Consider the following 22,205-nt stretch of genomic DNA (forward strand, 5'->3'; position numbering starts at 1 on the left):
GGTGTCTGCCTTTGTGTTGCTGGCGGCGTTAGTCTGTTTTTACAAAAAGGTACGGCGCGGGCTTTTCTTTTAAGCAGTTATGGTTCATGATTTATAAGAGAGAGATTGAACACTTTGCAAGTTCACGGAGAAAGAAGGAAGGATTTATGCGCCGGAGGACAAAAAACATATTAAGCATGTCGCAGGAATACAATAATCAGTCGCTGAAAAAGGATATGGCTGTGGGCTTTACGATTTTTATTATGATTGTGCCGCAGGGAATGGCCTACGCCGTTCTCGCCGGCCTGCCGCCGGTGATGGGGCTGTATGCCTCGCTGCTTCCGCTTTTAATCTACGCCCTGTTCGGCGGATCAAAGCATCTGGCTATCGGGCCGGTGGCGATGGCGTCGATTCTTGTTTTTTCCGGCGTCTCGCTGTATGCGGAGCCGGCGACGCCGGATTACGTGGCACTCGTGCTGCTGCTTACAGTCATGGTCGGGGTGATGCAGGTGGCGCTCGGCCTGCTGAATGCCGCCGCGTTTGTGAAATTTATTTCGCCGAACGTAATCAGCGGCTTTACGTCGGCAGTGGCAATTGCGATCGGCATGAGCCAGCTCGGGCAGTTTATGGGCATCAGTGTCGGCAGCCAGACGCAGATTATCCCGCTTTTACGGGATGTGATCGTCCATCTGCCACAGGTACATATCCCGACCCTGCTCGTTGGAACCTTGAGCCTGCTGGTGTTGATCGGGGGCCGGAAAGTAAAACGCAATCTTCCGGTTTCTCTGATTGTCGTCGTACTGAGCATTGCGGCAGTCGGGCTTTTTCGCCTCGACAACCAGGGAGTGAGTGTCGTCGGGGAAGTGCCCCAGGGCCTTCCAGATTTTACCGTGCCGGGCTTTAACCTTGCGGATGTGCAGGTGTTAATCCCGACTGCCCTGACGATTGCATTGATTGCGATGATGGAGACGCTTGCGATCACAAAAACGCTGAGCGATAAAAACGATTTTGGTGTGAACCTGAACAAAGAGATCCGGGCGATCGGGTATGCCAATATTGCCGGTCCGTTTTTTTCCTCCTACGCGGTGACCGGAAGCTTTTCAAGAAGTGCCATCAGCTACCGTACAGGAGCAGCTTCGCAGGCAGCGATGATTATTACCGCTGCCGGGGTGCTTGTCACGCTTCTCTTTTTCACGTCTTTATTCTACTTTCTGCCGTACGCGGTACTTGCAGCCATTATTCTCGTTTCGGTCGCCGGGCTGATTAACATCCGGTCCCTAAAGGACGCCTTCCGGGTGAAGCCGGAGGACGGATGGATATGGGTTGTAACGTTTGCTGCGACGCTTCTCGTTGGCATTCAGTGGGGGCTTTTAATTGGAATTGGCTTTTCGATCCTGCTGCTGCTTCGCCACATTTCCCGGCCGAATATTGTGGAGATCGGCTACGAGGAGGATACCCACAGCTATCTGGACCTGCAGCGGTTCCCGAATGCTAAGCGGGTGCCGGGCACGGTGCTCGTCCGGGCGGACACGCGCATTCATTTTTCGAACGTCGGCTATTTTGTGAAAATGGTGGAAAAAACGATTCAGGACCGCCGCAAAACAGAAACCGGCGGGCTGAAGGCCGCGATTGATATGTCTGGGGTGAATGACATTGACACGACCGGCATCGGCGCTCTCGAACAGATCATTGAAATGTTCCGCCGGGACCCGGACGTGGAGGTATGGTTCGTCGAGCTGAAGGGTCCGGTCCGGGATCTGCTGCTGCGGGCCGGATGGGATGAAAAATACGCTGAAGCAATTAAATACCAGAGTCTCGAAGGCTTTCTGGAACACGAGGGCAACGTCCCGTTTAAAACACCCACAGAGCCGAAGCAGGACTCCTGGGACTACATGATTTAACAAAGAACGAGGCTGGCAGGGAAGAGGATCCTGCCAGCCTCGTTCTGGTTTCAGGGATGTTATATACTCCTTGAATGACTGCTGTGTTAGAGTATATAGCTATATACTTTGAATTTAAAAAATTCAAAAAAATCGTTTGAATCATAATAACCCCGGGTAAAAATCAATAGATTTATAAAGGAGGTATATACATTGAGTAAAGATCGCGATAATGAACGCGAACACGACGAAGAAAAAAACAACGATAAGCAGAATAAAAATGAAGACGGAACACTCACCACCAGACAGGGGCATCCTGTCCGGGACAACCAAAACTCGAAAACCGTCGGCAATCGCGGGCCAACAACGCTTGAAAACTATGAATTCCTCGAAAAAATCAGCCATTTTGACCGCGAACGTGTACCGGAGCGGGTAGTGCACGCCCGTGGCGCAGGCGCCCACGGCTATTTTGAAGTGTACGGTTCCTTTGGCGATGAACCGATTTCCAAATATACACGCGCGAAAATCTTTCAGGAGGAGGGCAAGCGGACACCTGCGTTTGTACGCTTTTCCACTGTTATCCACGGCGGGACTTCCCCGGAAACACTCCGCGATCCACGCGGATTTGCCGTGAAATTTTATACCGAGGACGGCAACTGGGATCTCGTCGGCAACAACCTGAAGGTCTTTTTTATCCGGGACGCCATCAAATTTCCAGACGTCATTCACGCATTAAAGCCCGATCCGGTAACGAACGTGCAGGACAGCGAGCGGATCTTCGACTTTATGTCGCAGACGCCGGAATCAATGCACATGCTGACGTTTTTATTCTCCCCGTGGGGCATTCCGGCCAACTACCGGCAGATGCAGGGCTCCGGGGTGAACACGTACAAATGGGTGAACGAAGACGGAGAAGCGGTGCTCGTGAAATATCACTTTGAACCGGTTCAGGGCATCCGCAACCTGACCCAGGAAGAAGCGGACAGCATCCAGAGCAAAAACTTCAACCACGCCACCCAGGATCTGTACGAAGCGATCGAGGAAGGCAATTATCCGGAATGGGAGCTTCGCGTGCAGGTAATGAGCGACGACGATCATCCGGAGCTCGACTTTGACCCGCTCGACGATACGAAGCTGTGGCCGAAGGAGCAGTTCCCATGGATCCCTGTCGGCAAGCTCGTGCTTGACCGCAATCCGGAAGACTATTTCAACGAAGTGGAACAGGTGGCATTTGGTACCGGCGTCCTTGTCGACGGCATGGATTTCTCCGATGACAAAATGCTGCAGGGACGTACGTTCTCATACTCCGATACGCAGCGGTACCGCGTCGGTGCGAACTATCTGCAGCTGCCGATCAACCAGGCGAAGAAAAAAGTCGCCACCAACCAGCGCGGCGGACAAATGTCGTATAAAGTCGATAATGACGAAGGACAGAATCCGCACGTGAACTACGAGCCTTCCACGCTGAATAATCTGAAGGAAGCGGAGATGAGCGGCAAGCCGCACACTCCTTATACCGAAGGAGAAGTGAAAAAAGAAGCCATCGACCGCCAGAATCCTTACCGGCAGGCGGGAGAAACATTCCGTAAGTTTAAGGAATGGGAAAAAGATGAATTAATCAAAAACCTCGTTGATAACCTGATTCCTTGTAAAAAGGAAATTCAGGAGGAAATGATTGCCCACTTTAAAAAGTGCGATGAGGAATACGGCCGCCGGGTCGAAGAAGGGCTGAAAAACAGCAGCTCCTCTGACGGCGCTGACCAGGACGCCACGCACGGAGGACCGGCAGGCGCCACGAGAACAGAAGAAGGCGTCAAGCAGGCTGAAGAGCATGGTATTCCGTCCGATCCTTATTAAAAGGGAAGCCTGAAAACAATAAAAGAGCTGAAGCTGGAGATTATTCTCCGGCTTCAGCTCTTTATTAATTTTCCGCTGTTTATTCGAAAAGCGGCTGGTCGTTATTACCGTCAAACGTATGAAAGCATTGCGGTGTCTTCGTGTTGTGGCTTAGATCATATGAGGCCCACGGGGCTTTCAACACACGGGCATCAGACAGAAAACATACAGGAGTCCCGTTCACCGCGAATGGATGGAGCGCCTGAAACAATTTGTCGATGCTTTCAAACATGTATACTTCCTGTCCGTGAAGGTAAGGTTCCAGGCTCACCGCTGTCCCGATGATCAGCTCCTGTTCATAAAAAGTATAACCGAATACGATGGAAGACATATTTTAAATAACTCCTTTAATGCAGTGAAAAGGGTGTTCCAATCCATAGAATGGAAACCCTAAAAAGCATTTTTTCTTTTACCTGAATCAGGTGCAGAGAAAAATGAATATTATTCAGTCAGCTGTAAATATAAACAATTCTATACAGGGGTTAATCCCCATATCTGAATAAATACCCCTTTTTATAATAATTACTCATGCCAAAAGTGCTAATTTAGAACACCGTAGGCTGTAAGCTTTGTCCTAAGTAGTAATCGAATACACTGCAGAATTTATTAAAGACGTACCGTCAGCGGACCGTTCATCATTTTTAAATATGCCGTCCAACTGAAAGCCGGCCTTCTCAAGCAGGGCGGTGCTTGGATAATTCCGCTCATCTGTCCAGGCTTCAATCCGGTTCATTCCCAGATCCTCCAAAGCGTAACGGACAGCTTCCATGACAGCCTCGAGTGCAAATCCTCTGCGCTGATAAGGGTCCAGGATCCAGTAGCCAAGCTCACAGCGCGGAATGTGCCAGTCAATTTCCTGAATAACAACGCTTCCGACGAAGGAAAGGTGCTGTTTTTCAAATAACAGATAGCGCAGCTTCTGCTTTTTGGAAAATTGTGCGCAGGCTTCCGTTAAAAAGGCTTCAGTACCCGCAGGCGTTGGAGGCTCCTGAAAGGCGCTCATCCAGGTTTTAAGACTGGAATGGGACTGCCGGATGCCCTGGAAAACAGTGTCTGTATCCCTGGAAGGATCCGGAATTCTCATCAGCAGCCGTCCGGTCTCCAGTTTTTCCTTCATAATGTCACCTCCTAAAACGCGGTAATACAAACTTTTAATCCAATAAAAGGAAATTAAATAAAATCATACCATAGAAGCGATTGTAAAGCATCACAAGCTTAAGCATTTTATCCTGGGCTGAATTTAAAAAGTATTCGTTTACAAATGTTTGCAGAAAAATCATTCAAGGTATAAGAACAAGGTAATTGAAAGTACAGAAGGTGACCGGACAGTCAGAGGAATGATTTAACACACAGGAGGCTTTAACTATGGAATATATTTATCTTGGAAACTCTGGCCTGCGCGTGCCGAAGTATATACTCGGAACCATTCCCTTCAGCGGCACGAACGGCTTTGAAGCGACCGGAAGCATTGATGAAAAGGACGCCCGCCGTATCGTGGATATATCGCTTGAGGCAGGCATGAACATGTTTGATACCGCGAATCTGTATTCGAAGGGCGATGCCGAGCGCGTTTTGGGGTCTGCCATTAAAGGCCGGCGGAACGAAGTGCTTCTGACATCTAAAACCGGCTTTCATTTTGATAATGATCCGAACGCTTTCGGTGCATCCCGAAGCAACATTGAAGCTTCCATCGATCGGACGCTGGAACGGCTGGGCACCGATCATCTGGATGTATATTTTGTCCACCTCTGGGACGGCCGCACGCCGGTGGAGGAAACCGTGGAAACAATGACCAACCTCGTGAAATCCGGAAAAATCCGGTACTGGGGCGTTTCCAACTACAGCGGATGGGCGCTGGCAAGAACGTTTTCCGTCGCAGAGCGTCCGGGCTACATTCCGCCGGTCACTCAGCAGATCTACTACACGCCGGAGGCTCGTGAAGCGGAATATGAGCTGCTGCCGGCAGGCGGGGAGCTTGGCGTGAGTTCAATGATCTGGAGCCCGCTTGGGGAAGGACTGCTGACGGGAAAAATCGGACGGAACAAAAAAGCACCGGCGAATACCCGCCAGGGCGGCGGGTGGCCGGAGCCGTGGATTCAGGATGAAGAACGCCTGTATCAGGTGATTGAGGCGCTCGAGGAAGTGGCCGAAGGACGAAACGCCACCGTGCCGCAAATCGCCTACGCGTGGGTGAAGGACCGTCCGAATGTCGGCCCGATCGTGATCGCGGCCCGCAACGAAGAGCAGCTGCGCGAAAATCTGGCGTCGGCAGATATGTATTTAACGCAGGATGAGCATGACCGGATCGAATCCGTCGCGCGTCCGGCACCGATTTACCCGTTGTGGCACCGGACAATGGGCGGCTTTGAGATGGGAAGCCCTTCCGAAATGCCGTATCTGGAAGGATACAAGAAGTCGATGGGGATGGATGAATAAAGGTAAAAAATCAGCGCCATGCTTTTGAGCTATTCCGAAAATAACTGAAAAAACGAGTGCAGGAGTAATAATGACATGCTCCCGCACTCGTTTTGTTTGATTTGCTGTTATAAATAGGGTGGGTTAAACTGCTTTCCTGCGCCGATAGAGAAGTCCGGTTATCGAAGCGATCGTAAGAAGGCCTCCTGCAAGCACATAAGCAAGCTGATTGGTGGACGTTTCAGGAAGTTCTCCGCCCTCCGTATCCTCAGATTCTGCGGCTGCAGCATTATCTTCAAGCTCAGCCGGAGAGGAAGGCGTTTCGTCTAATGCCCAGTATGCCGGCTTCACGTTATAATCGACATCAAATACAAATGGTGCATCTTTGCCAGGTGTTTCCTGATCATCGAATTGATCGTCGAGCCAGGTATGGTTATCGGCAATCCCCCAGAAGGTGACATTGCTGATTTGGTCGTCTAAATCTGTAAATGACTGAAACAACTCCTGATAGCGATCCGCCTGCTGGGCTAGTACGTCATCCGGAATTTCCTCATAGCTTTTGTACTCGCCGCTTGGAGGATACGGGTAAACGCTCATATCCAATTCGGTGATCTGATTATCCAGGCCAAGGTCCGAAAACAGCTCTATAGAGTCTTCGATGCTTTCCGTTTCGGGCCAGGAAACATTAATGTGTGTTTGGTGACCGACTCCGTCAATTGGTACGCCTTCGTCCTGCAATTCGGTGACAAGATCATACAGGTGCTCTTTTTTTGGAGATTCATTGGTATTGTAATCGTTTATATACAGCTTGGCATCTTCGCCGCCGTGTTCGCGTGCCGACTCAAACGCGGTTTTAATGTATTCTTTGCCCGTAATTTGATACCACGGGGACTCGCGGAGCCCTTCCTCGTTTTCAGCCTCCGGATCAATAACTTCATTTACAACGTCCCAGGCGTCAATATCATCTTTATAACGGGTCATGACAGCTTCAATGTGTGTATCAAGTCTCTCTAAAAGCAATTCTTTATTGGCTTCCTGCTGCTCCGGATCTGTTTCTTCTACCATTTCATTACCATCTTCATCGATAAAAAACCAATCCGGGACCTGTTCGTGCCAAAGCAGTGTATGAAAACGAAGCTCCATATTATGTTCCTTGGAAAAAGCAACGATCTGATCGGCTTCTTCCCAATCAAATTCCCCTTCCTCCGGCTGTAAAGAGATAGGCTTCATCACATTCTCAGCAACGAGGCTATTATAATGCTTTTCAAGAATTTCTCCCTGCGTGCCGGTCAAATGCTCAGGCTCTACGGCAGCACCCATGGGAAAAGAATCATTATAGCTGTCTTTTAATGCAGGTACATCCAGTGCAGATACATTTTCTCCTTCGTCAGCGGAAGCAGTAGCTGCGCCACTGCTGATTAAAGCCACAGCCAGTCCGGAAGCGATAAATTGTTTATTGTTTTTCATAATATCCCCCTTAATTATGAAGCCCTAGATTCAAAGTGATGTAAGCTGACCCCCCTTCAATAATGAAAGCGATTTCAATACAAGGCCATACTACCATAGAATAATAAGTTGGTATACCTAATAAACAAAGTTTTCTTAAAAATATGAAAAATAGGAAAATAATAAGTATATTGAATTAATATTAGTTAAATTATCATTAATTGGTTTTTATTCTTTAATTACCGGATAAATTATGTATTGAAAAATAAAAGCAGAAAGCTCCCCACCGCAAAACAAAGCCACCCAAAAATCCGCTATTTTTAACAGAAAAGATGAATTATTGATATTTTATGAATTATAATTAATAGATAATGAACGCAAAATGTAGTATGTTTATAAGGATATCCTAATACATAAGATAAAGGAACATCTGCGATGAGCATGAATTATGAACGGTTCCGTTCGCTGTATGATCGGGAGATAAAGAAAATGGAACAGGCCGAAAACGAAGATCTGGTGCAGCTGTATATGGCACAGAACCGCTTTTTCGACTGCATCTTCCGCAGCCGCAAAAAAGAGGCCAAAAAAGAACTGGCAGCCATTTACCGGATCATTTTGCTGGAGCCGGAGGACGACAAACGCCTGCTGGTGCTGAAACAGTATTACTTCTTTCTGATTGGCGGCTTTCTGGACCGGTACACCCAGACATTTTCTTATAATAAAAAGGCGCTTGCCGCTTCGGTAGCCCTGATCAATGTCATGGAAGAATGGGAGCGGGAAGAGGATTTTTATGAAGGAATCAACGTGCTGGTAGATGGTATGCTTGATACGACCTGGAACGATGATTTCCAGTCCTACAATAACCCGATCATTTCAAGGTTTATTACACTCGTAAATCAGCAGATCTACCAGGAATTGAATACGGAGATACTGGCCAATCAGCTCGGCATCTCCCATAGTCATATTTCCCGGCTGGTCAACGAAGAACTGGGAACGTCCATTCCGAACTACGTGACTTATAAACGGGCCAAGGAGGCGGCATACCTTTTGCAGGCGACCGCCCAACCGGTGAAATTAATCGCTGAGCGCCTGCGGTTTTCGAGCGCCAGCTATTTTGGGGTGTGCTTTAAAAGCATTCATGGCTGCACGCCAAGGCAGTATCGTATATTTGCAGCCCAGCGGTAAAAAAGATTAACGCAGCTAACAAGGATAAAGATAGGAGCGGCCAGCCGCTCCTGGCAAAGAAAGAGAAAGAGGGAAAATGAATGCGCACGCAAAATTTAAAACAGGCGGTCATCACCTGCCTGGCAGCAAATGATGATGAAATGGAAATGTCTGCGCTGGTGAGGCAGGTAACCCGCAAGCTGTCATTTCCCGTACACGCCAAGGAACTAGACGATTGTGTCAACGGATTAGAGCAGACTGGTGCTGTCAAAAAGGTGAGATCTTCGTCAGGGTCAGCAGCGGTAGTTTTACGAAAAGACGCATCCAGCATCGCTGGTTATTTTATCGAAAGCCTACATAAGAGCCGTCTCTAACTAATAGAGGTGGCTTTTTTATATTATTGTCATCTAAGTATTTAAATTTCTAAGGAAGTTCCTTCGTCTTAATAAAGTCGGTTTGCTTCTCATGGTTCATATAGAAGGATTGGCACAGGTTTGAACGAATCCGAGATTCATGCAGCAGACGAGGAATTGCTTGCCCATTTTTCCATTGCGCTTGACTACACTATATGATTTGTTTTATTTTGCAACTGTTTTTTGAATTTTTGTATTTGCAGTTGAAAAAATAGTCGATATGTTTTATATTTCAACATGTAAGCGCTATTATATATACTGTTGCAAATTGCAAAAATAAAAAGGAGGTTGTATAATGCGTATTAAAGCGAATATGGAGAAAATTCCTGGAGGCATGATGGTAGTTCCTTTGTTACTTGGGGCCCTGATTAACACCTTTTTCCCTGGTATGCTGCGTATCGGAGGTTTTACTCAAGAACTTTTTGTTGACGGTGCGTTAGTGCTAATTGCATTATTTTTACTTTGTGCGGGAGCGCAAATAAACGTAAGGAACGTAGGAACCACGATAGGTAAAGGTGTCACGTTATTGACAGTCAAATGGGCGGTAGGGGCTGCTTTCGGCTTGATTGCTTATGCTTTTGCCGGTACGGATGGTTTATTTCTAGGGCTTGCCCCTTTAGCTATTATCGCAGCCATGACAAATAGTAATGGTGGATTGTATGTAGCGCTTGTCGGGCAGTACGGCAAAGGAGACGACAGGGCGGCCTACTCCATACTGGCGCTTAATGACGGCCCTTTTCTTACGATGGTGGCGTTATCGATTTTTGGTGCAATGGGCTTTGTAGACGGTTTATTTTCGGTCATTGATTTCGTTGCGGTGCTTTTGCCAATTGTGATTGGGGCGGTTTTAGGAAATCTGGATGAAGAAATGAGAGACTTTCTGGACTCTGGGAGCAACATGCTGATTCCGTTTTTCGCCTTCGCGTTGGGTATGGGAATTAACTTTGCGGACATTTTAGCGGGGGGACTCGGCGGCATCGTCCTTGGATTTATGACTGTATTTCTAACCGGAACCGCTGGCTACTGGGTGTTCAAGCTGTTCAACTGGAACCCGATTGTAGGGGCTTCGGAGGGCTCCTCAGCAGGTAACTCAGTTGCGACTCCGGCAGCGATAGCTTCCGCCAATGCCGCCTTCGCCAGTGTGGAATCCGTGGCTACCGTCCAGGTGGCAGCCAGTGTCGTGACTACTGCTATACTATTGCCTATTTATGTAGGCTTTCTTGTAAAGCGTTTGGAGAAAAAAGGAAAGCTTCAAACGTATCTTCAATGACATTCAACGTAAAATGAGGGGATTTCAGAACATGAAGTCCTCTTATTTTTGCCAGACGAGGTGACTTTAATATGGATATATGTATTGTGGCTGACGATTTAACGGGAGCAAATGACTCCGGGGTACAGTGCGCCCAATATGGTTATCGGCCCTCGGTAGCTGTAAATGCACGTGATACAAGTGCTTTTGTAAATAAAGAAGCACTTATCATCGACACAGATTCAAGAGAAATAACCTCCGATGAAGCCTACCGGACGGTGAAGGAAGCTGTTGGGCCATTTGCTGTAAGCCCCCCGGCATTAATGTATAAAAAAATTGACTCTACGATGAGGGGAAATATTGGAAGTGAATTGGACGCGCTGTATGATGCGTTTTCACCGGATTTTATCCTGATTAATCCCGCTTATCCGGAGAACGGTAGAGCGGTGGTGAACGGCGATTTATATGTTAATGACAAAGCTTTAAAAGAAACCGGAATATCTACTTTTCCGAACCAGAGCGTCATTTCTTCAAAAGTTACTGCTCTTCTTCAATTGCAAAGCAGTTATAAAGCTTATCACCTTAAGGAAGATGAAATTTACTCCGGTGAACTTACAGAGCTGCTTAAACGTTTAAAAAGTGAAGGCGTAGTATATCTTAGCTTCGATGGGGAAACGGAGGAGCTGATGTTAAGCCAGAGCCGGGCGCTTGCAGCTACCGGGAACGATTTTATCTGGGCTGGTTCTGCCGGTCTCATGAAATTTTTACCTGATGTTTACGGTTTAAGCGGGAACGAACCCTCCCCCGAAAAAGCAGAAGGGTTAAATGAGTGTGAGTCCGTTTTGCTTGTAGCTGGAAGCCGCAGCAGTATAACTCAAAAGCAGAAAGCCCGCCTGGAGGCGGATTATCCCGGGTGGTCGGTGCGGCCGGAAATTTTTTTGGATCCTGAATGGCAGTATGATCCTTCCATCAAAGAAATTCTTCAGGCTGTTTCAGAGCGTAGTCATCCAGTAATGCTTATTTCCACGGATACAACTCAAATGGCTGTTAAGAACGTGAAGGAAAAAGCAGAAGAAATAAACATCCCGATGGCAGAAGCTACGAAAAAAATTGCTGAAGGATTGGGAAGGTTAACACGCCTGATTTTCGATATTGAAACGTTCGATTCGGTCTTAATGACGGGCGGGGACGTAGCCAGAGCGGTGTGCATTTCACTGGAAAGCATAGAATTTGAATTGTTTCAGGAATTTGAGCCTGGTATACCCCTGGGCAGACTGCGCGGGTATTATAATCCTATTGCCATTACGAAAGCAGGGGCTTTTGGTACAGAAAATACGTTCGTTCATGCGGTCGAAACACTGAGAGGAGAGATTTTAAAATGACAAAGCCAGTTATTGGAATTACGATGGGAGATGCTGCAGGAGTAGGACCAGAAATTATTGTGAAAGCTCTGGCAGGTGCTTCTGTTTATGAATATTGCACGCCCGTGGTCATCGGTGACACTGGACGTCTTGAAGACGTAATAAAAATTACGAACACCGGCCAGACAGTAGTGTCCATATCAGATCCTTCAGAGGCGAAAGTGGATCCTTCAGTAATTAATTGCCTCCAGGTAGGTGATTTAGACCCTGATCTTCCCTTTGGTAAGTTATCCTTCGAGGCAGGCAAGCATGCATTTTTATATTTGGAAAGAGCAGTGCAGCTTGCTATGGAGAAGCGTATTGATGCTATCTGTACGGCTCCGTTAAATAAGGAAGCTCTTCAGGGAGCAGGATACAATTATCCGGGACATACAGAAATTCTTGCTGATTTGACAGGCACGAAGGATTATTCCATGATGCTTTCTGCGCCCAATCTGAAGGTTATTCATCTCACAACCCATCTGGGGTTGAAGGATGCCATTGAAGCAATAACGCCCGAACGCACGTATAACGTCATTCGTCTCGCTCACAGCACACTCTCAAAGGCCGGCTTTTCCAATCCTAAAATTGCTGTATGCGGTATTAACCCACATGCCGGGGAGAACGGTTTGTTTGGATATGGAGAAGAAGAAAAGCAACTGCTCCCTGGCATTCAGAAGGCTCAGGAGGAAAATATCAACGTGGAAGGGCCTTATCCGGCAGATACGCTGTTTTTTCGTGCAGGCCGGGGCGATTTTGACGTTGTCGTAGCATGCTATCATGACCAGGGCCACGCTCCGGTGAAGGTTCTTGGACTTGAAGCTGGAGTGAATATTACGGTTGGTTTAAATTACGGGGTCATACGAACCTCGGTCGATCATGGGACAGCTTTTGATATAGCCGGAAAAAATATCGCGGATGAGCGGAGTCTTCTTGAAGCGCTCACTATCGCTGCGGAGCTGGCACCTAAATAACTTGTTCTCCGAACCTTGCATTTTCATGTAAAATATGAAGAAATTGCATTAAAGGGAGTAAGGAAATGTTGAAAATAGGGATTATAGCTCCGTATCAAGGCTTAAAAGAAGTAGCAAACAAGGTCAGTGAAGCTCACCAGGAAGTGATTATAGACGTACAGTTAGCTGATCTGGAAGAAGCTGTAGAACCTGCCCGCCAGTTTGAGGAGCAAAACTACCATGTATTGATCAGCCGGGGCGGAACGGCACAAATTTTGCGTGAACGAACTTCTCTTCCAGTAGTGGAAATAGATGTTTCCGGCTACGATATACTGCGTACGCTGCTGCTCTTCAAAGACTCTAAAGAGCCTATAGAGTTAATCGGGTTTCCCAACGTCTGCCATGGGGTGAATCAGGTGGCGGAACTATTGGGTATATCCATTTCCTATCAGGTTATTCACAGCTCTTCAGAAGTGCATCAGGCAGTAGAGGATGCTATCAGCCGGAACATTCAAGTTATTATTGGAGACACAGTAACTTTGACGACAGCCCGGCGTTTTGGGCTGGAGGGGATTATGATAACCTCTGGTCCGGAGTCTGTGGAACAGGCTGTCTTTCAGGCAAAAGAAGTTGGAAGACTAGTGCTTTATCAGGACTCGATGCACAGAAGCTATCATCATTTACTGGAGCATTTACCGGAAAATATTGCTTTAATCAAAGATACCGGGGAATTAATATTTGCTAACCAGTCATTTTTAAATCTCTTTCGATTGACCTCGTATGTAAATCAAAATGCTGAGAAGAGCAATACATTGCAGAGCTTGCATCAAAAAATGCTGAATTATTCTTTTCTTCAGGAGACGTTCGTTTTTGAGGGACGCAGTGTAATTGTAGAAGGAGAATTTTTAGTTGAAGGAAAAGAACGACTGTATTTTTTGAAAATCAGTGATGAAAACAGATACAAAATAGAACAAGATGGTTTATCCATTCAGCCGTTACAATCAGACATTGTTTCCTTTGGCCAAATTTCTACAGCTGATGAACGAGTACGTTCCGTTGTGGAAAAGGCGAAAAAGTTTACTGAATCCGTATATTTTATCCAGGGGGAAAATGGGACGGGTAAGCGTTCCATTGCTACCGCGCTGCATCATTACCGTAATAACTATATTGAAAATCAATGGGAAGTAAAACTGGACGAAGATTTCGGCGAAATTGCGATGAAGCGGCTCGAAGCTATGATTGTATCGGGAAGTGGCACATTTTACATTAAAAGTTGGGAGGCTCTTTCAAAAGATAGGCTTGAACAACTTTTTCAAATTGCCTCTGCTTCCGCTTCTGTAATTATATTTGCTGCCAGGCAAACTGAGCTGCCTTTGCTTCAGGAGAAATTTCAAAAAGAAAGCCTGGTGCTTTCACTGCCTCCTTTACGTGAGAGAATCGAGCACTTACCGGAATATATACGCACATTCATTGCCAGAAACAATTCAAAATACGGGAAACAGATTGTGGGAGTGGAAAGCGGCCTTTTGTTAGAATGGAAAGCCTATCACTGGCCGAGGAATCTGCATGAACTGCAGGAACTGGTTGAAGTGGGTGTACGGAACTCCGACGGTCCGTATATTTCCAGAGAAGCCATTCTGACTAATGCTGAATCCACTGATGGAAGGGGTGAAGTGCTGGATCTGAATCAGCCACTGGATAACATTGAGAAACAAGTGATCAACTTAGTGCTTCAGGAAGAAAACATGAACCAGACCCGGGCTGCCAAACGATTGAACATTAACCGATCAACATTATGGCGTAAGCTCAAAAGCTGAAGATTAAATGGAACGAAATAAGAATAAGTAAAACACCTCTAACGTCGTTTTCCAAGTGAAACCGGCAGATGGAGGTGTTTTTTTATGGAAATGAAATGACAGGAAGATTATGACGTAAAGAAGGGTAACCCCTTTTTCTTGCTTTAAATCCCGCTTCCCGGGTTACACTGTACGCATCACTCATCTATAAATTTTAGAGAGGTGAGAATAAGCGAAAACATATTTATGACAAGGTGGGAATCAGCTATGAAAGCAAATATCATGTACGAAGCGGGCGATGTCCGTGTGGAAGACGTACCGAAGCCAGAGGTGCAGGAGCCGACGGACAGCGTGTTGAAGGTTGTTGCTGCGTGCATCTGCGGAAGTGACCTGCATCCGTACCGTCACATGCATGCCCATGATCACGGGGAAGGCGAGCCGATGGGACACGAAGTGATTGGCCGCATCGATGAAATGGGCTCCGGCGTAACCGATTTTAAGCAGGGAGATCTCGTCGTCGTGCCATTCGCGTATGGGGATAATACGTGCCCGTACTGCCAGGAAGGGCTGCAGACGTCGTGTGTGAACGGCGGATTTATGAACGGCTGCCAGGCAGAATATGTACGCATCCCGCAGGCGCAGGGGAGCATGTTTAAGCTGCCGGACCACATCGATGACGATTCACCGCTGCTTCCGTCCCTGTTGACCATTTCGGACGTTTACGGCACCGGCTACCATGCAGCCGTTATGGGCGGTGTGAACGAAAATACGACCGTCACCGTGGTGGGTGATGGAGCCGTCGGACTGCTTGCTGTGCTGTCTGCGAAAAAGCTCGGCGCACCGAAAATTATTTTAATGGGACGCCATAAGGAACGCACCGACCTTGGAGTGGAATTCGGTGCCACTGACGTCGTTTCAGAGCGCGGGGAGGAAGGCATTGCCAAAGTCCGCGAACTGACAGACGGTGAAGGGACCCACGTCGTGCTTGAGTGTGTCGGGCTGATGCCGGCCTATGACATGAGCGTGGGCGCTGTCCGCCCGGGCGGTGTGATCAGCCGTGTGGGCGCGCCGCAGTATGAGGAGGCGCCGGTCGGGTTTACAAGTCTTTTCCGTCACAATATTACATTGACGGGCGGTCCAGCTCCGACCCGTGCATATATGGACGAGCTGCTGCCGGACATTCTCGACGGCACCCTTAATCCGGGCCGCGTGTTTGATGTCACCATGGGAATCGAAGACGTTCCGGAAGGCTACCGGGCGATGAATGACCGTGAAGCACTTAAAGTACTGGTGAAGCCGTAAGATAAGCGAATAACCGCCAAAGGGAAGACACATTCATTTGTGTTTTCCCTTTTTTATATTAATGTTTGTAAATGCGCTTGGAAGAAATTCCATATTATGGGATGATAAACGAAATGATGGATAAAGGGGAGGGGCATCTATTGACTGCTGATACTATATTTTTACGCTTTTTGCTGCTGCTTTTATCAATTTTTATTGTCATTGGAGTATTGGTTCCCTGGCTCGCCCGCAAATGGTATATAAGGCGAAACGGACATCCAAGAGAGAAAAGGCACGCCAATGATACTCATCGAAAATTGACATTTGGGGTTGTGACAGCAAACCTTGTGATTTTGATATTTGCGAATGCCTCTGATTTGCTGCCCTGGGTTTTGGTTTTAATTCTGTTTCTTGGCTGCTTGGTCATTTACATTACAGGGAGCGCGTATTTATGGAAAAAAGAGAGCGCCAATAAAGACGATTACCGCTACGAGATGCTGGTTAACGGGGGATCAGTGATCGGGGGAGGCCTGCTTATACTGGTATGGACCGTATTTATATTTTGACGTGGCTGTTTACGTATATTATCCAGAAGCACGTACCAGCAAAGGAGAGTATATATGGTTACTATTATATTGCTCTGTATCATGTCTGCGGGAGCAGGGCTGTGGGTTCGCGGCCGAAAGAAAGGATCACGGATGAGAGTGTTTGTCGGAGCCCTGGGCACAGTAGCTCCGCTGCTGTACTTAGCCGGAGGCGGACTGCTTCTGCCGCTGGCCCCGCTGATTGCGTTAGGAGCTTTCTATTGGACGGGGAGCGCATCGAGTAGTTAGTGCCAATACCTCAAACTTAATAAAGAGGAGGGCGTTATTATGCTGGAGAAGCTGGCTTACGCTTTTACTGCTTATCATGCCATTTATTACCTTCGGAGTCTAAATGCTGCAGTAGATGTCTGATAAATATCCAGCTATAACAAACGTTCAGTTTACTGCATAAAAAATTTAATTATTCCATTTCCTGGCGGACTTCTTCCAGTTTTTATCGGTTGCGGATATTTTTCAAATGTGCATTGTTGAAATCACTAATAAACCTGTGAGAGTATATAAAAATACTAAGCAGCCAAGCTTCTCACCCGGCATATTATTCCAGTAAACTCCCTGCCTGTCACTGAATAAACACGCCATCATAATTATCATGTTTACTTATATTCATCAGAGGTTATATATAAAGATATTAAAGTGAGCAGACAACGGAGCTGGAAGACGAAGGAAATTAAGCAGGCGCGCATTATACAAATATGACAATGGGGGAGCGGAAAAGACATTACGTAAAAAGTAATGGGAAACAAAGAAGCATGCGAATCGTGCTATAGCTTTGTGCTATGGAAAGGGGTATTTTTTATGCAGGAGCAATGCGAAAATATCACGCTGGACGACATTATGTTAACGTGTGACGGATACTTACATGTAGTAATGGAAGGAGAGCGGTCACTGCACTTGAAGGACAATGACGGCTTCCGCTATTACTACGATAAAAAAACGCAATGGATTTATGCAGATAACGGCCGGGGCGGCTGGAATTTCCTGAGCGTTGTTGAAAAACCACAAACCGCTTCATATAGAAGCAATTTGCTCGAACGGGTGAAGCTGAGACTTAAAAAGTGGAAGTGGGCTTTTGATAATTAATAAAAATAGAATGAAGTATTTAAATGAAGATTAATGATAGACAGGCAGAGGCTTCCTTCCGGGGGGTCTCTGCTTTTTATATGCGCAAAAAAGCGGCCCCCGTTTTGGAGGCCGCTTCCTGAAAAGGTGAGTTATTTCATTGCCTGCTGCATGGCGTCAAATACTTCCGTGTTCTGCAGATTTCCGGAGAAGGCTTCTTCGCCCGGGCCTTCAGCATAAACGGTAATATCCACCGCGGTATGGTCCGTGCTCGTCCAGTCGAAGCCGGCGCGTTCGCTCAATACGTGGTTAAATCCGCTCTCGAGCGTTTCGGCTTCCTCCACCATGGTTTGTTCCTCACCGGTCAAGGTCATGCCGGTATGCTCTTCAAATACTTCGGAAGGAGTCTCCTCACCGAGAAGCACCTGCTCCTGCATGTCTGCGCCGGTGGCCTCCACGTTATTCAGAAGCGACGGATGGTTATCCTCCGTAGCCTTGCTGGCGCTTCCGCCTGTGTCGTGGTCACTCGCGACGACCACGAGCGTGTCCTCGTGCTCCTCGGAGTAAGCCGTTGCTTCTTCGACCGCCTGTTCAAAAGCTTCGGTATCAGACATCATCCATGCCGGGTCGTTGGCATGCCCGGCCCAGTCAATCTGGCTGCCCTCCACCATAAGAAAGAAGCCGTCTTCATCCTGGGACAGGTGGTCAATCGCCGAGGAGGTCATCTCTGAAAGGGATGGCTGAACGGGGCTCTGCTCCAGGGAAGTATTCATGGCATCATCGGCGAACAGCCCGAGGATCCGGTCACCGTCTGCATCATTCATGGCGAGCTCGGTTTCCACATATTCAAAACCGGCGTCCGTGGCGTGGTCAATGTAGTTTTCGCCGTCTTCCCGGATGCCGCCCTCCGCTTCCGGCAGGAAGTGCTCCCGGCCGCCACCGTACATTAAGTCCAGGTTATCATTTTCAGTCATCTGCTTCGCGATTTCGGTGTAGTTGTTCCGGTCATCCACCGAGGAAGCAAACACAGCCGGAGTTGCGTGGGTAATTGTCGAGGTCGCTACGAGCCCGGTGGATTTCCCCATGTCGGCCGCCTCATCCAGAATTGAGGATTTGGATTCGCCGTCCGGTGTCATGCCAACCATTCCGTTATTCGTCCGTTCGCCGATGGCATAAGCCGTACCGGCAGCCGCAGAGTCCGTCACGACAGCGTCAGCAGAAGAAGTGTCCACCTTGCCGGTCGTCATGTCCCGCTCTTCCCACACCGGCTCGCCGTCCTTATAAAGACTGTAATTTTTCGATACGCTGTCCGAGAATCCGTCGGGAATCATGAGAATAACGTTTTGTGCCTGCGCTTCTTCAGCAGCCGGTTTCGTGCTTCCGGCTGAATCGTCTTTTTCGTCGTTTTCCGATGCCATCGCGGTGCTTGCAACCAGTCCGCTTGCCCCCAGCAGTAAGGCTGCTTTCGTCGGACGCTTCCACTTCATCATTCAATGACCCCCTAAATAGTTTTAGCCGTGGATAACTCCACGTCCCCCACTATAGGGTTATTTTATGAAGCAGGTGTTAGCGGTGTTTAAACTTCCTGTAAAGGAAATAATGGAAATGTGTTAAATAATTTACATTTGAAATTTATTGCTTCAATTAAACAGATGTTTGACTGTTTGATCAAAGAAGTATAAGATTCAATTAAACAAACATTTAATTGTAAGAATGAAAGGAAGATTTGTATGGCTAAAACTAACGATCAGTGTGAAATATACTGCTTTGACCCGGAAAAGGTGGCCCGCGTCCAGAATCAGGTCGGGCAGGTGGATGCGCGCAGCGCTTCGCAGTGGTTTAAAGTACTTGCCGACGAAACCCGGTACAAGGTAGCCTACGCCCTCAGCGTCGAAGGCGAGCTTTGCGGCTGTGATCTGGCCAATATTCTGGGAACCTCGACGGCCACGGTCTCTCATCATTTGCGAATCCTCCGCCAGGCAGGCGCCGTCACCTACCGCCGGGAGGGTAAGCTGGTGTTCTACACACTCGCCGGAAATCAGATTACTCACCTGCTCGGAGGCATGGCACCGGGAATGGAGGAGAAGCCCCTTGGCATCTAAAGAGGAAACCCTTGAACGAAAATCAGAGGAGAAAGGATGCTCGTGCTGCAGCGAAGAAAATACGAGTTCTTCATCAGTAACGGGCACTGGCTCCCGCAGCTTTTCGATCAATTTAACCCCGGTCGAAGAAACGTCCTGCTGCAGTTCGGATGATGCAAACGAAGAGGGAAGCTGCTGCGCCCCGGAGGCGCCCGCAGACCAGAGGGAGCCAGGCAAAAATGCTCCAGCAAACGAATACACCTTTCAGGTGGAGGGTATGGACTGTCCTTCATGTGCGTCTACGCTTCAAAAGGGCGTGTACCGTCTGCCCGGGGTGCAGGAGGCAAGGGTTCAGTACACGACCGGCAGCATGCAGGTGTCCACCGACGGGACGCTGGCTCCGGCAATGATCAGGCAAACAGTGCAGCGGCTCGGATATGATACCCAGCTGCCGGCAGCAGATACCGGAGAGGCCTATAACATTTACGGCATGGACTGCGGCTCGTGCGCCGCGACCGTCAGCAAACACTTTGCGCAGCTCGACGGTGTGAGGGACGTGCAGGTGCAGTTCGCGACGGGAAAAATGACGCTCGATCACGAGCTGCCGCAGGAAACGGTGAAAGAGGAGGTCCGCCGGCTCGGGTTTGAAGCGGAGCCAGTCAACGATCGCAGTTCGTCTGCGAGCCGGCCGGAAGCCTCTCCGCTGCGCGGAATGACGAATACGATCGTCTCCGGCGTGCTCCTGCTGGCCGGTATTGCGGGCTCGCTGATGCCGGTCCCGGCGATCATTTCAATCATGCTGTATCTTTCTGTTATTGTCGTCGGAGGCTACAAGCCGGCGAATAGTGCTTATTTTGCCATTAAAAGCCGGTCGCTTGATATGAACGTGCTCATGATGGGAGCTGCGATCGGTGCTCCGCTCATCGGGGAATACTTTGAAGGGGCGCTCGTCGTCTGGCTGTTTGCGCTTGGCAACGCCCTCCAGCAGTATTCGGTGGCTAAAACGCGCAAATCCATCAGCCATCTGATGGATCTGGCGCCGGCGGAGGCCTGGGTGAAGGCTGGGGACACATGGATCCGGCGCCCGGTGGAGGAGGTCCGGCTTGGCGAGACGATGCTTATTAAGCCGGGAGAAAAGATTCCTCTGGACGGCACGATTCGCGGAGGACAATCGATGGTCGACCAGTCCCCGATTACCGGGGAATCGCTTCCGATTGATAAAGCATCCGGAGATAAAGTATATGCCGGCACGCTGAATGACTTCGGCAGCCTGGAGGTCGAGGTGACTGCACGTCCGGAGGATACGACGCTTGCACGGATTATTCATTTAGTCGAAGAGGCGCAGGAGCAGCAGGCACCGACCCAGAGCTTCGTGGACCGGTTTGCCGCCGTGTACACGCCGATTGTGTTTGCCGCTGCGATCGCCGTTATTGTCGTACCGCCGGTCATTGGTTTTGGCGGCTGGGCGGACTGGGTGTACCGGGGGCTGGCACTGCTCGTGGTGGCCTGTCCGTGTGCGCTCGTCATTTCGACACCGGTCGCCATCGTGTCGGCTATCGGCAATGCGGCCAAGCAGGGCGTGCTGATTAAAGGCGGAGCCTTTCTTGAAGCCGCTGGCACCCTGAATGCCCTGGCCTTTGATAAGACGGGCACGCTCACCGAAGGCAGACCCGTTGTGGAAAAGGTTTACGCGGCAAACGGCGACGAGGACCGGCTGCTGTCGATTGCGTCGACCCTGGAGGCATACTCCAGCCACCCGATCGCCCGCGCAATTACAGCGTATGCTGGGGAACAGAAGGTGTCCTCCCTGAATGGAACGAATTTTTACGCGGAACCGGGGAAAGGCGTCGCCGGTACCATCGAAGGCAGAGCGTATGCTGCCGGAAAGCCGGAGTGGCTGAAGGAGCAGGGCGCTCAGACGCAAGAGTTCGAAGAAGAAGTCGAAAAGCTTCAAAACGAAGGCATGACCGTGGTGTTGATCGGCGACGGGGAGAGCGTTCTGGGCTATGTAGGCGTTGCTGACAAAATCCGGCCGATGTCCTCGGAAGCGGTACAGTCGCTTCATAACAACGGCATCCGTGAATTGACCGTGCTTACCGGTGACAATGAGGGCACCGCTGCGAAAATTGCGGGCCAGGCGAACATTGACCGGTACATGGCCGGGCTGCTGCCGGAGGATAAAGCTAAAGCCGTGCGCACCCTCCAGCAAGAGGGCCGCCGTGTCGGCATGATAGGCGATGGCATCAATGACGCGCCGGCGCTTGCCACCGCGGATATTGGTATTGCGATGGGAGGAGCCGGGGCAGACACGTCGATGGAGGCCGCCGACATCGTTCTGATGGCGGATAATCTTGACAAGCTTCCGTATACAATCCGGCTCAGCCGGAAGGCGCTTGGCATCATTAAGCAGAACATCTGGTTTGCGGTGCTGATTAAAGTGGCCGCACTGGCGCTGATCGTGCCGGACCTGTTGACGCTGTGGATGGCGGTGCTGAGCGATACCGGAGCGGCACTCATTGTTGTCGCCAACAGCCTGAGGCTGTTCCGGCTGCGGGGATAAACGATTGTGATATAAACGTAAAAGCCAG

General features: G+C 48.9%; 19 protein-coding genes. 15 read left to right on the plus strand and 4 right to left on the minus strand.

Annotated features, from left to right (window positions below):
* Positions 1–146 precede the first annotated feature (146 nt).
* Together ACTRXG_RS08375 and ACTRXG_RS08380 are read left to right on the plus strand one after the other, a co-directional pair.
* On the plus strand, positions 147–1,880 hold the full coding sequence (locus ACTRXG_RS08375; protein ID WP_474284616.1) for a SulP family inorganic anion transporter: 1,734 nt from the start codon (positions 147–149) through the stop codon (positions 1,878–1,880).
* Positions 1,881–2,072: 192 nt separating this feature from the next.
* Positions 2,073–3,716, plus strand: a complete 1,644-nt coding sequence (locus ACTRXG_RS08380) for a catalase (RefSeq protein WP_474284617.1) — start codon at positions 2,073–2,075, stop codon at positions 3,714–3,716.
* 79 nt (positions 3,717–3,795) lie between these two features.
* On the opposite strand, the gene ACTRXG_RS08385 is transcribed toward ACTRXG_RS08380, so the two are convergent.
* Positions 3,796–4,086, minus strand: a complete 291-nt coding sequence (locus ACTRXG_RS08385) for a hypothetical protein (RefSeq protein ID WP_474284618.1) — start codon at positions 4,084–4,086, stop codon at positions 3,796–3,798.
* 243 nt (positions 4,087–4,329) lie between these two features.
* Positions 4,330–4,872 carry a GNAT family N-acetyltransferase gene (locus ACTRXG_RS08390; RefSeq protein WP_474284619.1) on the minus strand — a complete coding sequence of 181 codons (543 nt, stop codon included), beginning with the start codon at positions 4,870–4,872 and terminating at the stop codon, positions 4,330–4,332.
* Positions 4,873–5,120: 248 nt separating this feature from the next.
* Here ACTRXG_RS08390 and ACTRXG_RS08395 point away from each other — a divergent pair, with 248 nt between their 5' ends.
* The gene (locus ACTRXG_RS08395) at positions 5,121–6,191 is read left to right on the plus strand and encodes an aldo/keto reductase (protein WP_474284620.1); all 1,071 of its coding nucleotides are present in this window, start codon (positions 5,121–5,123) and stop codon (positions 6,189–6,191) included.
* Positions 6,192–6,314: 123 nt separating this feature from the next.
* Here the strand turns inward: ACTRXG_RS08395 and ACTRXG_RS08400 are convergent, their stop codons facing one another.
* Positions 6,315–7,637: an endo-1,4-beta-xylanase gene (locus tag ACTRXG_RS08400; protein ID WP_474260745.1), complete on the minus strand. Its 1,323-nt coding sequence runs from the start codon at positions 7,635–7,637 to the stop codon at positions 6,315–6,317.
* 414 nt (positions 7,638–8,051) lie between these two features.
* Here ACTRXG_RS08400 and ACTRXG_RS08405 point away from each other — a divergent pair, with 414 nt between their 5' ends.
* The 10 genes from ACTRXG_RS08405 (at position 8,052) to ACTRXG_RS08450 (ending at position 17,557) form a co-directional block, all read left to right on the plus strand.
* A complete protein-coding gene (locus ACTRXG_RS08405; RefSeq protein ID WP_474284622.1) occupies positions 8,052–8,801 on the plus strand; it encodes a helix-turn-helix transcriptional regulator in 750 nt (249 codons plus the stop codon).
* 80 nt (positions 8,802–8,881) lie between these two features.
* Positions 8,882–9,154 carry a hypothetical protein gene (locus tag ACTRXG_RS08410; protein ID WP_474284623.1) on the plus strand — a complete coding sequence of 91 codons (273 nt, stop codon included), beginning with the start codon at positions 8,882–8,884 and terminating at the stop codon, positions 9,152–9,154.
* A 334-nt stretch (positions 9,155–9,488) separates the two neighbouring features.
* Positions 9,489–10,463, plus strand: coding sequence for a 2-keto-3-deoxygluconate permease (locus tag ACTRXG_RS08415; RefSeq protein ID WP_474260748.1), 975 nt, complete (start codon positions 9,489–9,491; stop codon positions 10,461–10,463).
* A 71-nt stretch (positions 10,464–10,534) separates the two neighbouring features.
* A complete protein-coding gene (locus ACTRXG_RS08420; RefSeq protein WP_474284624.1) occupies positions 10,535–11,824 on the plus strand; it encodes a four-carbon acid sugar kinase family protein in 1,290 nt (429 codons plus the stop codon).
* Positions 11,821–12,816, plus strand: coding sequence for a 4-hydroxythreonine-4-phosphate dehydrogenase PdxA (pdxA, locus tag ACTRXG_RS08425; protein ID WP_474284626.1), 996 nt, complete (start codon positions 11,821–11,823; stop codon positions 12,814–12,816). The genes ACTRXG_RS08420 and pdxA overlap by 4 nt, the downstream gene beginning before the upstream one ends.
* 65 nt (positions 12,817–12,881) lie before the next feature.
* The gene (locus ACTRXG_RS08430; protein ID WP_474284627.1) at positions 12,882–14,612 is read left to right on the plus strand and encodes a PrpR N-terminal domain-containing protein; all 1,731 of its coding nucleotides are present in this window, start codon (positions 12,882–12,884) and stop codon (positions 14,610–14,612) included.
* A 246-nt stretch (positions 14,613–14,858) separates the two neighbouring features.
* Positions 14,859–15,893: a zinc-binding dehydrogenase gene (locus ACTRXG_RS08435; protein ID WP_474284628.1), complete on the plus strand. Its 1,035-nt coding sequence runs from the start codon at positions 14,859–14,861 to the stop codon at positions 15,891–15,893.
* A gap of 113 nt (positions 15,894–16,006) precedes the next feature.
* Complete coding sequence (locus tag ACTRXG_RS08440; RefSeq protein ID WP_474284629.1) at positions 16,007–16,438, plus strand: hypothetical protein; 432 nt, start codon at positions 16,007–16,009, stop codon at positions 16,436–16,438.
* Positions 16,439–16,492: 54 nt separating this feature from the next.
* Positions 16,493–16,705, plus strand: coding sequence for a hypothetical protein (locus ACTRXG_RS08445; protein ID WP_474284630.1), 213 nt, complete (start codon positions 16,493–16,495; stop codon positions 16,703–16,705).
* Positions 16,706–17,272: 567 nt separating this feature from the next.
* Positions 17,273–17,557, plus strand: a complete 285-nt coding sequence (locus tag ACTRXG_RS08450; protein ID WP_474260764.1) for a hypothetical protein — start codon at positions 17,273–17,275, stop codon at positions 17,555–17,557.
* Positions 17,558–17,688: 131 nt separating this feature from the next.
* Here the strand turns inward: ACTRXG_RS08450 and ACTRXG_RS08455 are convergent, their stop codons facing one another.
* Complete coding sequence (locus tag ACTRXG_RS08455) at positions 17,689–19,026, minus strand: alkaline phosphatase (RefSeq protein WP_474284631.1); 1,338 nt, start codon at positions 19,024–19,026, stop codon at positions 17,689–17,691.
* Positions 19,027–19,266: 240 nt separating this feature from the next.
* On the opposite strand from ACTRXG_RS08455, the gene ACTRXG_RS08460 reads away from it, so the two are divergent.
* Positions 19,267–19,638: an ArsR/SmtB family transcription factor gene (locus ACTRXG_RS08460; RefSeq protein ID WP_474260766.1), complete on the plus strand. Its 372-nt coding sequence runs from the start codon at positions 19,267–19,269 to the stop codon at positions 19,636–19,638.
* Positions 19,628–22,177: a heavy metal translocating P-type ATPase gene (locus ACTRXG_RS08465; RefSeq protein ID WP_474284633.1), complete on the plus strand. Its 2,550-nt coding sequence runs from the start codon at positions 19,628–19,630 to the stop codon at positions 22,175–22,177. Before ACTRXG_RS08460 ends, ACTRXG_RS08465 begins: the two co-directional genes overlap by 11 nt.
* Positions 22,178–22,205 lie beyond the last annotated feature (28 nt).

It is taken from the genome of Marinococcus sp. LNSP9103-4 (assembly GCF_056034345.1).